Below are 14,140 nucleotides of genomic sequence, written 5' to 3' on the forward strand. Positions count from 1 at the left end.
ATTCTCCAACAGCGGAAAGAATCCTGAAGGCCTATTCCCAAATCACTCTGACGATCATCGAGTTAGCCGGGCAAATCTTTCACCATGTCACACCACTTTCACCGTTACAAGTAAGGATGTTGGAACTTCTTGGTCTGGGACCAGAAATCTATTCCGGCCTGGAGAGTAATTCCGGATAGTTTTTCAGTTTACGCGAATGGTGAGTAAATATGATGCGAATTGGTGATTGCTGCAGCTGCAACGGTGGGATTGTTTTGCCGTTTACCGAAAATCGGCACGACGCGATGGTTCCGGCGATGGTGTAGACAAGGCATGCCTTGTCTCTACGGTGACGGCAACCGTAACGGAAATGGCAACCGTTGCCGGATACGAAACAATGAAAATCCGCTGCACCTCAAAACCGATAAACCGGCACTGAGACCAGAGTAGATGTCACCTTTGGCTGACGCAGAATTACAGTACTATATAGGAACCGCCACGACGCGCGTCACCAGCAATGCGCCCACAACATGCCTTGTTTGATGGCATTGACAGCAGGGTCTCCAGTAATCCTGAGAAGCATGCGGAGGCTTCTTTTCTTCGTGGAAAACCTGCAGGGCAGAAGCAGCGAATTTCAAATATCTCCTTGACCTTCTCGCCTAAAAAGTGTACAAAACGCTCTTTCATACATTTAATTGCACACATGGCAGATGTTACCCCGCAGGGGACTGTTTTTGTGTGCCTGTAAATCCCCGCGGGGTACCTTAAAGAGGAGTTAAACGTGGCAAATCACAAGTCCGCTGAAAAAAGAAATCGTCAAGCTCAGGCCAGTCGCCTGCGTAATCGCGCTAATAAATCTGTAATGAAAAACGCTGTCCGCAGCTTCCGTGAGGTTATTGTTGAAGGGACTGTTGAAGAGTCTCGGGAAGCTCTGCGCAAGGCTACCAGTGTTATCGCTACAACCGCCCGCAAGGGTACTATCCCGAAGAAAACTGCTTCGCGGAAGGTTTCTCGTCTGGCAAAAATGCTTAAGGCAAAGGAAGCCCCGGTGGAAGTCGCAGCATAAGGTTTTTGCTTCCATGAGTGGTATGGTTTTATAAGGCCATGAAATCTTTGTGATTTCATGGCCTTTTTTATGTATTATAGTTCCCGATGTTCCCTGAACTGTAGTTTTCCCTTTCCTTTCAACGCGATACTGTCATGCCAATAGTTCCCAATTTCAGTACATTTATCGACAAGAGCCGCACAGGCGGGCTGGTGCCCATCTCTCTTGAGGTGATTGCCGACCTTGATACGCCACTGACGCTCTTCTCCAAAATTCAGAAGGAGAGCAGCCACTGCTTTCTCTTCGAAAGTATGCAGGGCGGCGAGAAGTGGGGCCGCTTCTCCTTTATCGGTTTCGACCCGCTTGCCACCTTCACCTCGCAGGGCGAACAGATACATATTAACGAATTCTTTAACGGTACCGTGAAGGAGCAACATTCCTCCGGGGATGCCCTCCAGGCACTGCAGGAACTTCTTGCTTCCTGCCAGGCGCAGGTTGCACCGGAGCTGCCACGGTTTTCCGGCGGAGCGGTGGGGTTTCTCGGCTACGACATGGTCCGTTTCATGGAAGAGCTGCCGACCAGCAAGCCGCAGCACGACCTGCCGGACTCCTCTTTCATGATCCCCCGCTTCATCCTCGCCCACGATAACTTCAAGCAGACGCTGACCATTATCTGCTGGGTGCGGGTTGATGACGGAGATGCCGCCGTGCTCTACAAAGAGTCGGTGCAGGAAATGGAACGCATTGCCACACTCCTGCGCAGACCGGTGGAGGATACTCTTTTTACCGATTCTGCCAAAGGTTCCCCCGCCCATGAGTTTACCTCCAACTTCAATAAAGAGGAGTTTGAGGCAATGGTTGAAAAGGCGCGGGAGTATATCTTCCAGGGAGACATTATCCAGGTGGTGCTCTCGCAAAGCTTTCACACCACCACCAAGCTCTCGCCGATGGTGCTCTACCGGGCACTGCGCCATATCAATCCCAGTCCCTATCTTTTTTATCTGCAGATGGGAGATATCCTGCAAATCGGTTCCTCACCGGAGATTCTGGTGCGCAAGGAGGGACGTGAGATCTACCTGCGGCCTATTGCCGGGACGAGAAAGCGCGGTGTAACTCCAGAAGAGGATCTTGCGCTGGAGAAAGAGCTGCTGGCCGATCCCAAGGAAATCGCTGAACACATGATGCTGGTCGATCTCGGTCGGAACGACGTTGGCCGGGTGGCCAAACCGGGACAGGTGTGGATGGAAGATCTGCTGGTTATTGAACGCTACAGTCACGTCATGCATATCGTTTCCGGGGTTCGCGGTGAGATTGCCGATGGGCTGGATCAGTTTGACGTGCTCAAGGCGAGCTTTCCCGCCGGAACGGTGAGCGGGGCGCCGAAGATTCGTGCCATGCAGATTATTGATGAACTGGAGACGGACCGCCGCGGACCCTATGCCGGTTCTGTGGGGTATTTTGGGTTCTCCGATAATATGGACTTTTGCATTACTATCCGCACCTTTGTTCTTAAAGGGGAGGATCTCTGGATTCAGGCGGGGGCGGGAATCGTTGCCGATTCTGTAGCGGAGAAGGAGTATGAAGAGACCGTCAACAAATCTCTCGGCCTGCGCCGGGCGGTAGAACTGGCTGAGAGGGGATTCTGATATGCTGCTTGTTATTGATAACTACGATTCATTTACCTGGAATATTGTGCAGGTTATTCACGCCGCCGCACAGGCGGAAGGACGCAGTGAGGATATCCGCGTCTTCCGTAACGATAAGATTACCCTGCAGGAAATTGAGGCGCTGAAGCCGGATCGGTTGATGATTTCTCCCGGTCCCTGCACTCCGCTCAAGGCAGGGATTTCAGTGGAAGCAATCCGCCACTTCGCTGGCAGGGTGCCGATTCTCGGTGTCTGCCTTGGCCACCAGTCAATGGCGGTTGCTTTTGGCGGACAGGTCGTGCGTGCCGAGCGCTTGATGCACGGGAAAACCAGCCCGATCAGCCATGACGGCAGGGGTATTTTTGCCGGGTTGGAAAACCCCTTTGCAGGGATGCGTTACCACAGTCTTGTGGCTGAGGAAAAAAGTCTGCCGGACTGTTTTGAGATCAGTTGCCGCAGTGATACCGGGGAACTGATGGGCATGCGCCACCGCGAGGTGCCGATGGAGGGTGTGCAGTTCCATCCTGAATCAATCAGGACTCCGGCCGGAGTTCGGCTGCTGCAGAACTTTATGGCCGATGACTGGTTGAAGGAATTTTAAAGAAAAGGCTGCCTTGAATATGAACGAATCCAAGATTATTCAAGGTACCCAAAAGAGCGAAATTCACAGAACTACAGCTGGAGAGAAGATATGAATATACGGGAAGGAATTGGCAAAGTGGTCACCGGCGAGAATCTCACTGAAGAGGAGATGGTCGGCGTAATGAGTGATATCATGGGAGGGGATGCCACTGAGGCACAGATAGGCTCCTTTATCACCGCACTGAGCATGAAGGGCGAAACGGTGGATGAGATTGTCGGCGCGGCAAGGGTCATGCGCGAAAAGGCAACCCGGGTGGATACTGGTATAGATACCGCAGGCGGAGAAGATCTCTTTGAGGTGGTCGGCACCGGCGGGGATTGTACGGGAACCTTCAACGTCTCCACCTGTACCAGTTTTGTGGTCGCCGCAGCGGGAGTACCCGTTGCCAAACACGGTAATCGCAGTATCTCCAGCAAGTGTGGCGCCGCTGATGTGCTCGAAGCACTTGGTGTCAACCTTGCCCTGAACGCAGAGCAGGTTGGTGAGAGTGTACGAAAGATTGGTCTCGGTTTTCTCTTTGCTCCCAACCTCCACAATGCCATGAAATATGCCGCCGGGCCACGGAAACAACTCGGTATTCGCACCGTATTTAATATTCTCGGGCCGCTGACCAATCCCGCAGGGGCTAATGTGCAGCTTTCCGGTGTTTTCGATAAGAAGCTGACCCGGCCACTCACTGAAGTGATGGTGCGCCTCGGCGCGAAGCGGATCATCTTCGCCTGCGGGGAGGGCGGAATTGATGAACTCACCGTTACCGGAACCACCTGGATCGCCGAGGGAAAGAACGGCAGTGTGCAGGAGTACAGCATTGAGCCGGAAGATCTCGGCCTTGGCCGCTGGTCACTGGCGGATATTCAGGGTGGTGCCACCGCCGCAGAGTCTGCACAGATCCTGCGCGATGTCCTTTCCGGTACCAAAGGAGCACGACGTGACATGGTGTTGATGAACGCCGCCTACGGATTGATGATGCTTGACCGTGCCGCCGACCCGCTGGCCGGTGTGAAGCTGGCCGCGGAGCTTATTGATTCTGGTGCTGCCTTGAGAAAGGTGGAGGAACTGGCAGCTTTTTCAAGGGCACACGGTTGATCCCTTCTCCCTTCTTCCATAACTTTTTGAGAAATTACGGGAAATTGAAATATGTCTTTTATCCTTGATACTATTGTAGATCGCAAGAAGGAGGAGGTTAAACTTCTCTACCGTAATGGAATTCAGATTCCCGGAGAGTTTGCCGATACACCGGTGGACAAGCCACGCGGTTTTATCACCTCCCTGCTCAGTGCAAAGGGCGTGGGAATCATCGCTGAGGCAAAGAAGGCGTCACCCTCCAAAGGAGTTATCTGTGAGCACTTCCTGCCGGTGGATATTGCCCGCAACTACGAGAAGCAGGGCGCATCGTGTATCTCGGTGCTTACTGACGAACATTTTTTTCAGGGCTGTCTCCTCTATCTCATGCAGGCCCGGGCGGCGGTGAAGCTGCCGATTATCCGTAAAGATTTTATTATTGATCCGCTGCAGATTGATGAAGCTGCCTGCTGTGGTGCCGATGCCATCCTTCTCATCGCCGCCATCCTCGAACAAAATCAGTTCGCCGACTATCACGACCAGGCCGAAGAGAAGGGTATGGATGTGCTGGTGGAGGTGCATGATGAGGCGGAGTGTGAAATGGTCCTTGAGACCAGCCGTCCGCGCCTGCTTGGCGTGAACAACCGCAACCTGCGCGATTTCACCGTTAATATTGAGACCACCTTCCGTCTGCAGAAAATGGTGCCTCCGGAGATTCCGCTGGTGAGCGAATCCGGGCTGACCAGCGTTGCCGATATGAAACGTCTGCGGGACGCAGGCATTGCCGGAGCACTGATTGGCGAGACGCTGATGCGCGCGGGAGCGAAGAGCGAGCTGCTCCAGGCTCTGCGGGAGGCTGAATAATGACGAAACCAGAAGCAGACGTTGTGGCAATCCGTACGCGGGTAAAATTCTGTGGCATGACGAGGCTGGAAGATGCTCTTACGGCGGCAGATGCGGGAGCGGATGCTGTCGGGTTCATCTTCTACGCGAAGAGCCCGAGATATATCGAACCAGAGAAGGCCGGGAATATTGCCGAAAAACTGCCGCCCTTTGTCCACCGGGTCGGGGTCTTTGTTGATGCAGAGCTGAATGAAATTGAGCGGACGGTAACTCTGGCCCGGCTCACGGCTGTCCAGCTGCACGGCAGCGAAAGCGCGGATTTCTGTGCCGGGCTGCGGCAGCGGATGCCGTCGCTGACCCTGCTCAAGGCTTTTCGTGTGGGAGAGGCGAGTTCGGCTGCTGATTTTGCTGAGTATAATGATGTGGTGGATGCCTTTCTGCTGGATACCTTCGTGAAAGGTGAAAAGGGCGGTACCGGGCATTGTTTCGACTGGGAACTGGTGCACAAGCTGCAGCTTGCCAGACCTTTTTTCCTTGCCGGCGGGCTGAATCGTGGCAATGTCGTCCCCGCCATGACGCAGTTAAAGCCCTATGGGCTTGATCTTAATTCCGGAGTTGAGAGTGCGCCTGGAGTCAAGATTCAGCAGGAGATTGTACGGGTGATGCTTATGGTACGCGAGGTGAACTCTGAACCGGGAAATGAGGCGCACTGAGATGTCGCTTCTGCTCTTCATCACAGCGCACGATAAAGGCACCTTTATACCCTTTGTCCTGAAGTTTGCGTTCCGCATCCTCTGCCCGACTGAGAGTGTGCCCCACATAAACCCACAGACGAAATAACTCCTGCTTTTCCCCTTGCCAGCGATAGATCATGGTTTTGTGTCCGGCGTCATGAAAACGTTTTGCCAGTGCCTCGGCGTTGCCCGGATAACGAAAGGCACCGATCTGCACGAAGTAGTCTCCATGCTGAATATCGTCGTAACTCAGCACTGCGCTGCCGTCTTTTTTCTTCCTGAATTTTTTTGCCAGCGCAATAATCTCCACCCGCATTGTTCCTTTCTTCACTATTCCCAGGGCCTTCGCTGCCTTATGGCTCAGGTCGATAATCCTGCCGCGGACAAAGGGGCCGCGATCATTAACCCGTACGACCACCTTCTTGTCATTCTCCAGATTGTGTACCAGCAGCGTGGTGTTCATCGGCAAAACCTTGTGCGCTGCTGTCATTTCATGCATGTTGTAAATTTCGCCGTTTGAGGTCTTATGACCGTGGAAACCGGGACCATACCATGAGGCAAGGCCCTGTTTCGTGTAGCCTTCAGAGGAGGGAATGGGATAGTAGGTTTTGCTGTCGATGACGTAGGGACGCTGTGTGGCAGGGATCTTCTTTGCATGGATCGCCGGCAGCGAACCGAAGAGTACAAGGGAAAACACCGCACCTGCGAGAACAAGAAAGCGGAACAACCCCCCGAACAATCGTGGTCTGGAGAAGAAGGAACAGGTCCAGCTACTTCTTTTTACGGATTGGTGTGGCTTTAATCCAGAGGGGCGGCTGCGCCTCAGAATCTCTTTCCTGGCTGTGGAATAACCTGATACGCTCAAGGTACTGCGATCCGGCAGAGCCTGTAGTATGCGGGGTGTAGGGCTGATATTCCCCCCTGGCAGGATAAGAATGTACACTGTCAATACGCAATTCACCATTTTTATCAATCCAGGAAATTTGATAGTCGAGCAGCGGACGCACGGTGGTGATGGTTCCATCGGCCCGGCGGCCAAGTTGAACCTCTTCCCAGCGCCGCATGAGAAAGCCCTTATACCATACCCCGGGTATTGCTTTTCCGGTGATTTTATCGGTCATGACGAGCGGTAATTTTTTTCCGCTGGAAGTATTGCTGGTCTGCACGATACGCTCCACCTCTGAGCTGCCCTGGATGGCGAGGTTGAGGAACGGGTCGTCATTTTGGATATCAGAACGGAGATAATGCTTCTCCATATCGTTGAAACCCCATTGAGCGTGGCAAACCTGACAATCCACCTTCTTCATCAGGTGCGCCGGATTTTGCATCAGGGGTAACGGGTGAATCTGCCCGCTGTGATCGGTAAAAGTAAAGGTGCCGCTCTCTGCTTTTACTCCACCGGGCAGGTCTGCCTGCAGTGATTCGCCATCGTGGCAACTGATACAGGTAAGACTTTGTCCTCCCTTCATGAGTTCGCTGCCGCTGTGGCAGTCGATGCACTGCATTCCCTTCTGCTGATGGATATCTGGTACGAGCTGGATATATTCAACACCCCACGGACGGGCATCGGCTGCCTCATCGCTGGTCCACCACGGGGCGCGATATCCCGGGGTGAAGTCAGGTTCAAAATGACCATAATAGTCGGCACCGACATAATTGCCATAGTGGCAGGAGAGACACTGCTCGTCACCCGGCTGCTGAAAGGAGTGCGGCGTGCTTGAGCCCTCTTTCAGCTGTATATGACAGGCGGCGCAGCCAACGCCGTGACGCACGGCGTTGTATTCGTCTCCAGGGGAGAAAAGGTGACAGCGGAAGCAGCGGCGGCGGAGAAGATCATCGGCAAGTTCCAGCGGATTCTGCGGATTTGCATGGGAATTTACCTCGGCAAAGCTCTGCACCTTATCTTGTGCATTGTACGCATTGCGGAAGAGATTGATGGCCGGAGCGAGCGTATAATGACTGGTATGGGGCAGGGCGGCAGTAATCTCTTTATGGCATTCCCCGCATTTTTCATTCATTTGAGAGGGACTGGCCGGACGGGCTATAAGATTATTGTGTGCTTTTTTCTTCTTGTCTGTCCTGTCCTGCCCGCCATGACAGGTGATGCAGGAGAAGTTGTGAGAGGTATCCATGGTTTTGTCATATCCCTCATGACAGGAGAGACAACCCGAGTCTCTATCGCCGGAACAGCCCGAAAGAGCCAGGAGCGATGCACAAAACAGGAGTATGATGATGCGATTGACGATACATTTGGATGGCATGGGCAGGTTTCATTACTGGTTAGCAAACAGACAAAAAAAGGTAATTTTTTAGAGCCTTATATTGTAAATTGGTTGAATTTTCAACTCCTACCTGATATATGTTGTGCCGCAAACGGGTGTATCTTTTTCCCGTGCAACAATGCCAGCATGGCTCAGTTGGTAGAGCGGCGCTCTCGTAAAGCGCAGGCCAGCGGTTCGATTCCGCTTGCTGGCTCCAGTAAATTCAAGGCTCCCGGAGATTCTTCTCCGGGAGCCTTTTTTCGTAAAAAAAGGAACCACGAATGGACACGAATTATACCATTCCTATTAAGTTGTGACCGTACTGAATGCCATTTTCACTTTCTATTGGCGAATTCAAAGGCAGGGGGATGGGAGACAGGAGAAAGGAGACAGGAGAAAGGAGACAGGAGAAAGGAGACGGGAGACAGGGAAAAGCAAAAGACGGAACAGCGAAAAACTTTTTGCCAAAGGAAAGCTCTAATCATGCGAATAAAGGCAAAAAATTTTAAAATTAAACAGGGAATTGTTACCAGTTTATTCCGTGCGTTACAAGTCATTCCACCGTTATCGTTACGTTTACCGTCACCGTGTAGACAAGGCATGCCTTGTCTCTACAACACCATTGCTGGAATCACTGTTGTGCCGATTTTTCACCAATGATGTGTAATTCCACCGTTATGACAACATGGCGTGTATTGTTTCGCGGGTTATCGGTGATGGTTGCCATTTCGCTGATTGCCGCCACCGTAGAGACAAGGCATGCCTTGTCTACACAACAACATTACGGGAAACCACTGCCGTACCGATTTTTCACCAATGGTGATGGTCGCGTTCTCTCGTTAATACAAAATATAAATGGTACAATCTGCACTGCTTCAGCGTTTTGTTTTGTGACCTTCTCGGCGAATTCCCGTCTGGCCATCGTTGTGACTATACTCTTAAAACGATTCAGTGTTCCGGCAATCTCTGTCTGCGAGCTTCCTGTTTGAAGAAAGGCCATGATCTGGTACCTTTCTAAAGGAGGGTGTTGCACTTATTGTACTCATTACGGATGATACACGTTTTTCAGAGCATTCCTGCGTAGTGAAGTTGATATCATCTGTCCAGGGAGGAGAGAAGAGAATGGCAAAATTAGTCCCAAAGATGTCAATGGTCTGGCATGTTTTGATTCTGCTCGCAGTGCTGCTTCTTCTTGTCACGTCGTGGTCGGTGGCTCAGGAAGGTGTCACTGCCTCCAGGGCGCCACGCAACCAACATGAAAATAAAGAATCATATCGTGTTTTGTACTTGAGCTTACGCTCGGGTTCATGGCCGTGGTCACTCGCCATGTTTACCGAGTCCCGCGACCATCTGCAAAGAATCACCGGCGTTCCAGTGGAAATGGTAATAGAAAACACGACCATCGCCGACATCGATTCTCCCGCTGCCCGTCAGGCATTTTTGACGTTATTCCGGGAACGATACACCGATAAAATAGATTTTATTGTTGTCAGGCGCGAGTTCTCGCAAATAGACACTATTCTTGAGGCACTGCCTTCTGTGCCGTTGATCATCGCCGATCAGAACCTGGCGCTTCACAGGGAATGGGAGGTGCCTCCGGTGAATGTACATGAAGTCCGTTATAATATCAGAGCGGATAGAAATGTACGGATTGCCCTTCAATTGCGCCCTCAAACCCAAAAGATAATTGTTGTCACCGGTCTGGACCCTTATGACAGATCACTGGAAGCCTCTACCCGTCAGCAACTGGGGACTCTTTACCATGGCGTAGAGATTGCGTACTGGTCCGGTGTACCAGTAGCGGAACTCAAAAAGCGGGTTGCCTCATTATCTGGAGAGCATGTGATTTTGTTTTTGGCGACGACTGTGGATAAAAACGGTACGCCATCTGTTTCTGCAAAGGTTGTCAAGGAACTCTCCGAGGTTGCAAGTGTACCGATTTTTGGTATTGCCGACACGTTTATGCCTGATGGTATTGTGGGAGGTTATGTCCTTTCATCCAAAATGAGCGGGCGTCGATCGGCGGAGATGATAAACCAGATTTTGCATGGCAAACCGCTGCCCGGCATTACCTCTCTGGAAGACTACGGTCAGGAACAATTTGACTGGCAACAGATGCGACGTTGGGGCATCTCAAAAAACCTGATATCGAAAGACGCGGTTGTGCTGAACCGTCCCTCCAGTTTTTTTGAGCGTAACGTCTGGATTCTGCATGTTCTGAGTGTTGTTTTTCTCTTGTTGGTCCTGAGCATAATCGTGTTGCTGTGGTATCTGCACTTACGCAGGCAGGCAGAACACGCGCTGCAGGCAAGCGAAGAGAAATTCAGGATACTGTTGCAGAGCATGCCGTTACCAGTCTGCCTGGTGAATAAAGAAGGTGTGATAACCTATATGAACGAACGTTTTTTCAACGTGTTCGGCTATTCAGAACAAGAGATACCGTCGTTGGCAGAGTGGTGGAAAAAGGCGTATCCTGACAAAGAATACCGGGAATGGGTAATCAAAAACTGGGAATCAGCCGTCAGCCGTGCAGCTCAAACGGGTGTTGATATCGAAGCAGAAGTATATCATGTAACGTGCAAGGACGGCGATATTCGCGAAATCATCATCTCTGGAATTACCATCACCAAGAACTTTCTGGCAACCTTTATAGATATAACTGAGAGGGTAAACGCTGAAAAATCCTTGGCGGAAAGTGAAGAAAAATTCTCAAAAGCCTTTAATTTAGGCCCCACTATGCTTTGTATTACGCGTGTACGTGATGGGAAATTTGTAGATTACAACCAGGCCTGGCTCGCCGGGTTTGAATATTCAAAGGAAGAACTGGATTCGAAAACCTCTTTAGAATTAGGTGTGTGGGTTAATCCAGAAGAGCGAGATGCTGTTACTTCAGATTTGGTTAAAGGTATACCTTTTGTCAACAGGGAGGTGATACTTAAAAGCAAAAGCGGGAAGATTATACACTGTTTATTTTCAACAGAAATTATTCAAATCAACAACGAGGCGCATGCTGTAACCAGCCTCAATGATATCACCACGCGCAAGGAGAGGGAGCAATTGCTCCGTACAAGTGAGGCTCACCTTCGCACCCTGGTGCAGACTATCCCGGACCTGATATGGCTGAAGAATACTGATGGCGTCTACCTTACATGCAATAAACAATTTGAACGATTTTTCAATGCCAGAGAAAAAGATATTATCGGAAAAACTGATTACGATTTTGTCGACCGAGAAGTTGCAGACTCTTTCAAATCAAACGATGAAAAGGCGATTGCAGCGGGAAAAGAGTCCAGCAATGAGGAATGGGTTACCTTTTTGGAGGATGGGCATCGCGCCTTGCTGGAAACTATTAAGACCCCTATGTATGACGAGAAGGGGACACTCGTTGGCGTACTGGGAATCGGCAGAGATATCACCGAGCGTAAACGGGCTGATAAGGAGCGGGCCGAACTGCAGAGACGACTGACCCAGTCTCAGAAAATTGAATCAATCGGCCAATTGGCAGGAGGAGTGGCCCACGATTTCAACAATATGCTGAGCGTTATCCTCGGGTACGGCAATATGCTTCTTGAAAAAATCTCACCGGATGATCCTCTGCATGAATATGCGCAGGAAATTGTCAATGCCGGTACTCGTTCAGCCACTATCACCCGGCAACTTCTGGCCTTTGCCCGCAAACAGACAATAGCCCCCAGAGTTCTTGATCTCAACGAGACCATTGAGGAGATGCTCAAGATGCTCAGGCGGCTTATTGGCGAGGACATTGATCTCAACTGGCACCCCTCCTCTCTCTGGCCTGTCTTCATTGACCCCTCGCAATTAGATCAGATCCTCGCGAATCTCTGCGTCAATGCCCGGGATGCCATAAACGGGGTGGGTAAGATTACCATTGAAACGGAGACAACATGCATTGATGAAGCCTATTGCTTAAGCCATCCCGGGTTTATCGCTGGGGATTTTGTTCTCATGTCTATTAGTGACGATGGCATCGGCATGGATTCTGACACAATCGGCAGGATCTTTGAACCTTTTTTTACCACCAAGGAACCAGGTGAAGGCACGGGGCTTGGACTGGCCACGGTTTATGGCATTGTAAAACAGAACAATGGTTTCATCAACGTCTACAGCGAACCGGGCCAGGGGACCACCTTCAGAATCTATCTCCCTCGACATGCAGACCTGATCACTGCCTCGGAGAAACAAAAGAAAGATGAGATTGTGCAGGGCCATGGCGAAACCATCCTTGTTGTGGAAGATGAAGCATCAATTCTCAAACTCACATCAAAAATACTGATAAATCTTGGTTATGTCGTTCTCGTTGCCAGTAACGGGAAAGAGGCTGTCAAGCTTGCCAAAGAAAACGACAAGACACTTGATCTCCTGCTCACAGATGTCATTATGCCGGAAATGAATGGACGAGATCTTTCAAATGTACTTTTGGCCATTAATCCAGACCTCAAGTGCCTGTTTATGTCAGGATATACCTCGACTGTCATCTCAGGGAAGGGGATATTGGAAGAGGGAATGTCTTTCATTCAGAAACCATTTTCAGCAAGAGATTTAGGCGCAAAAGTAGATGAGGTATTGAAAAGTTAATTGTAAAAATAACAGATCAATTGATTGCCTTTTTTTTCGTCTGTTTATCCATTTGTAGTCGCCAAAAAAGATATTCACGCAGTCACGTTCTGCGGCCAATACAAAGGCAGGTGGGACAGACGCACAATTTGGGCGTCTTTGCGATTTCGGTGATTTATCTTACGGGTATTGATTGTACAAATTCGGATACAATTCTGCCGCTATAATCCCGTGGTGACAAGATTGCGTTGTCTTTGTGCAAAGGATCTCCTTGTAGAGACGCACAATTTGGGCGTCTTCAGCACAACAGGTGGCTCATCTCAAAAATCCGGGTCTGGAACTGGGTTAAAATTGGGAGGTCAAAAATTCGCTGAAAATCTTGCTGGCGGCGGATTTATGCAAAATCCTATGGAACTTTAGAGCCGTTTGTTTAATTGCACCCCCCTTTCTGGCTGATGAAAAAGATTTGCTATTTGCAACAAGAGACTTTATTCTTTTGCTATACATGTATAGCAAAAGAATAAAGGAGAATCTCATGCTTGCGATACGACTACCAGAAGAAACCGAAAAAAGGCTAGCAGAGTTAGCAAAGAAAACAGGCCGGACAAAAACCTTTTATGCCAGAGAAGCTATCGAAAAACATCTCGAAGACTTGGAAGATGTTTACCTGGGCCTTGCGATCTTGGAACGAGTTCGTTCAGGTGAAGAAGAAATTTTAAGCTCAGAGAACGTCTGGAATGGCCTGGACGATTAAATACACAGCGAGTGCGGCCAAAGACATCAAAAAACTCGACCCTCAAGTACAGCGCAAAATACGCGTTTTCTTGGAGGATGATCTTACCACCTTGGAAAACCCACGCTCGAAGGGAAAAGGTTTGACAGCAAATCATGCCGGTCTTTGGCGTTACCGGATCGGGGATTTCCGACTCATCTGCAATATCGAAGACCACCAGTTGATCGTTTTAGTCCTTGCAGCAGGACACCGGAAAAATATATACGGAAGGTATTAATCCAACGTCCTCCCCCCCCCGGTTTGTTTTTCATCCCTTCAGGGGTTGGCAGCTCTTCCCGGTGAAACAGCGATATGGCCTCTTTTCAGTAGTTGGTAAAAGGAAAGCGTGATTTTACCAAATCACGACCCCGAAACGCAACATGAGCCAATATCAATTACCTCAAAGCAAATAACAGACCGAATTCAACTACAAGAGCATTCTCTTATGGTTTTGTAACTACTCACCCCCACCAGCCTCAAGTCCTGGAATTTTACCACCTAAAGCCAACTGAATAGCGACAAGCGGATTGATTCCTTGGTTTGCCATTGTTTGCAGGTAGCTCGAGATTCTACAATAAGC

At 50.2% G+C, this 14,140-nt stretch carries 15 protein-coding genes and 1 tRNA gene; 13 read left to right on the forward strand and 3 right to left on the reverse strand.

The genetic code is table 11. The features are described 5' to 3' along the window. Window positions 1-226: 226 nt before the first annotated feature. Window positions 227-418 (forward strand): hypothetical protein, encoded by a 192-nt coding sequence (locus tag JWG39_RS15085; protein ID WP_205220273.1) that lies wholly within the window; start codon window positions 227-229, stop codon window positions 416-418. Window positions 419-453: 35 nt separating this feature from the next. On the opposite strand, the gene JWG39_RS15090 is transcribed toward JWG39_RS15085, so the two are convergent. Beyond that, complete coding sequence (locus JWG39_RS15090; RefSeq protein WP_205220274.1) at window positions 454-666, reverse strand: hypothetical protein; 213 nt, start codon at window positions 664-666, stop codon at window positions 454-456. A 94-nt stretch (window positions 667-760) separates the two neighbouring features. Between JWG39_RS15090 and rpsT the strand changes: the two genes are divergently transcribed. The 6 genes from rpsT (at window position 761) to JWG39_RS15120 (ending at window position 5,931) form a co-directional block, all read left to right on the forward strand. Next, complete coding sequence (gene rpsT, locus JWG39_RS15095; protein ID WP_205220275.1) at window positions 761-1,045, forward strand: 30S ribosomal protein S20; 285 nt, start codon at window positions 761-763, stop codon at window positions 1,043-1,045. A 134-nt stretch (window positions 1,046-1,179) separates the two neighbouring features. Beyond that, entirely contained in the window at window positions 1,180-2,670 is a 1,491-nt protein-coding gene (gene trpE, locus JWG39_RS15100) for an anthranilate synthase component I (RefSeq protein ID WP_205220276.1), read from the forward strand. 1 nt (window position 2,671) lies between these two features. After that, window positions 2,672-3,271, forward strand: a complete 600-nt coding sequence (locus JWG39_RS15105) for an anthranilate synthase component II (protein WP_205220277.1) — start codon at window positions 2,672-2,674, stop codon at window positions 3,269-3,271. Between the two features lie 90 nt (window positions 3,272-3,361). Then, window positions 3,362-4,399, forward strand: a complete 1,038-nt coding sequence (trpD, locus tag JWG39_RS15110; protein ID WP_205220278.1) for an anthranilate phosphoribosyltransferase — start codon at window positions 3,362-3,364, stop codon at window positions 4,397-4,399. A gap of 51 nt (window positions 4,400-4,450) precedes the next feature. Then, entirely contained in the window at window positions 4,451-5,239 is a 789-nt protein-coding gene (trpC, locus tag JWG39_RS15115; protein WP_205220279.1) for an indole-3-glycerol phosphate synthase TrpC, read from the forward strand. Next, the gene (locus JWG39_RS15120) at window positions 5,239-5,931 is read left to right on the forward strand and encodes a phosphoribosylanthranilate isomerase (RefSeq protein ID WP_205220280.1); all 693 of its coding nucleotides are present in this window, start codon (window positions 5,239-5,241) and stop codon (window positions 5,929-5,931) included. Before trpC ends, JWG39_RS15120 begins: the two co-directional genes overlap by 1 nt. Here the strand turns inward: JWG39_RS15120 and JWG39_RS15125 are convergent. Continuing rightward, on the reverse strand, window positions 5,885-6,649 hold the full coding sequence (locus tag JWG39_RS15125; RefSeq protein ID WP_205220281.1) for a septal ring lytic transglycosylase RlpA family protein: 765 nt from the start codon (window positions 6,647-6,649) through the stop codon (window positions 5,885-5,887). The two genes, JWG39_RS15120 and JWG39_RS15125, sit on opposite strands and share 47 nt — an antisense overlap. Before the next feature lie 73 nt (window positions 6,650-6,722). Then, the gene (locus JWG39_RS15130; RefSeq protein WP_205220282.1) at window positions 6,723-8,213 is read right to left on the reverse strand and encodes a cytochrome c3 family protein; all 1,491 of its coding nucleotides are present in this window, start codon (window positions 8,211-8,213) and stop codon (window positions 6,723-6,725) included. Between the two features lie 141 nt (window positions 8,214-8,354). Here JWG39_RS15130 and JWG39_RS15135 point away from each other — a divergent pair. The 6 genes from JWG39_RS15135 to JWG39_RS15155 all read left to right on the forward strand — a co-directional run bounded on the left by JWG39_RS15135 (window position 8,355) and on the right by JWG39_RS15155 (window position 13,798). Next, window positions 8,355-8,430 (forward strand) — tRNA-Thr (locus tag JWG39_RS15135). Window positions 8,431-8,754: 324 nt separating this feature from the next. Beyond that, window positions 8,755-8,880, forward strand: a complete 126-nt coding sequence (locus JWG39_RS16875; RefSeq protein ID WP_275889023.1) for a hypothetical protein — start codon at window positions 8,755-8,757, stop codon at window positions 8,878-8,880. Window positions 8,881-8,890: 10 nt separating this feature from the next. Further along, complete coding sequence (locus tag JWG39_RS15140; protein WP_205220283.1) at window positions 8,891-9,202, forward strand: hypothetical protein; 312 nt, start codon at window positions 8,891-8,893, stop codon at window positions 9,200-9,202. A 133-nt stretch (window positions 9,203-9,335) separates the two neighbouring features. Beyond that, entirely contained in the window at window positions 9,336-12,809 is a 3,474-nt protein-coding gene (locus tag JWG39_RS15145; RefSeq protein ID WP_205220284.1) for a hybrid sensor histidine kinase/response regulator, read from the forward strand. A gap of 514 nt (window positions 12,810-13,323) precedes the next feature. Then, window positions 13,324-13,542: a type II toxin-antitoxin system RelB family antitoxin gene (relB, locus tag JWG39_RS15150; protein ID WP_205220285.1), complete on the forward strand. Its 219-nt coding sequence runs from the start codon at window positions 13,324-13,326 to the stop codon at window positions 13,540-13,542. After that, a complete protein-coding gene (locus tag JWG39_RS15155) occupies window positions 13,526-13,798 on the forward strand; it encodes a type II toxin-antitoxin system RelE family toxin (RefSeq protein WP_205220286.1) in 273 nt (90 codons plus the stop codon). The genes relB and JWG39_RS15155 overlap by 17 nt, the downstream gene beginning before the upstream one ends. Window positions 13,799-14,140 lie beyond the last annotated feature (342 nt).

Source organism: Desulforhopalus vacuolatus, assembly GCF_016918505.1.
In the GTDB taxonomy this organism is placed as follows: domain Bacteria; phylum Desulfobacterota; class Desulfobulbia; order Desulfobulbales; family Desulfocapsaceae; genus Desulforhopalus; species Desulforhopalus vacuolatus.

Excerpts from the sequence above, each read along its gene's own strand:
- JWG39_RS15090 (WP_205220274.1), bottom strand. The coding sequence starts at position 666 with ATGAAAGAGCGTTTTGTACACTTTTTAGGCGAGAAGGTCAAGGAGATA.
- JWG39_RS15120 (WP_205220280.1), top strand. The coding sequence starts at position 5,239 with ATGACGAAACCAGAAGCAGACGTTGTGGCAATCCGTACGCGGGTAAAA.
- JWG39_RS15155 (WP_205220286.1), top strand. The coding sequence starts at position 13,526 with ATGGCCTGGACGATTAAATACACAGCGAGTGCGGCCAAAGACATCAAA.
- trpE (WP_205220276.1), top strand. The coding sequence starts at position 1,180 with ATGCCAATAGTTCCCAATTTCAGTACATTTATCGACAAGAGCCGCACA.
- JWG39_RS15105 (WP_205220277.1), top strand. The coding sequence starts at position 2,672 with ATGCTGCTTGTTATTGATAACTACGATTCATTTACCTGGAATATTGTG.
- trpC (WP_205220279.1), top strand. The coding sequence starts at position 4,451 with ATGTCTTTTATCCTTGATACTATTGTAGATCGCAAGAAGGAGGAGGTT.
- trpD (WP_205220278.1), top strand. The coding sequence starts at position 3,362 with ATGAATATACGGGAAGGAATTGGCAAAGTGGTCACCGGCGAGAATCTC.
- JWG39_RS15130 (WP_205220282.1), bottom strand. The coding sequence starts at position 8,213 with ATGCCATCCAAATGTATCGTCAATCGCATCATCATACTCCTGTTTTGT.
- relB (WP_205220285.1), top strand. The coding sequence starts at position 13,324 with ATGCTTGCGATACGACTACCAGAAGAAACCGAAAAAAGGCTAGCAGAG.
- JWG39_RS15140 (WP_205220283.1), top strand. The coding sequence starts at position 8,891 with ATGACAACATGGCGTGTATTGTTTCGCGGGTTATCGGTGATGGTTGCC.
- JWG39_RS15145 (WP_205220284.1), top strand. The coding sequence starts at position 9,336 with ATGGCAAAATTAGTCCCAAAGATGTCAATGGTCTGGCATGTTTTGATT.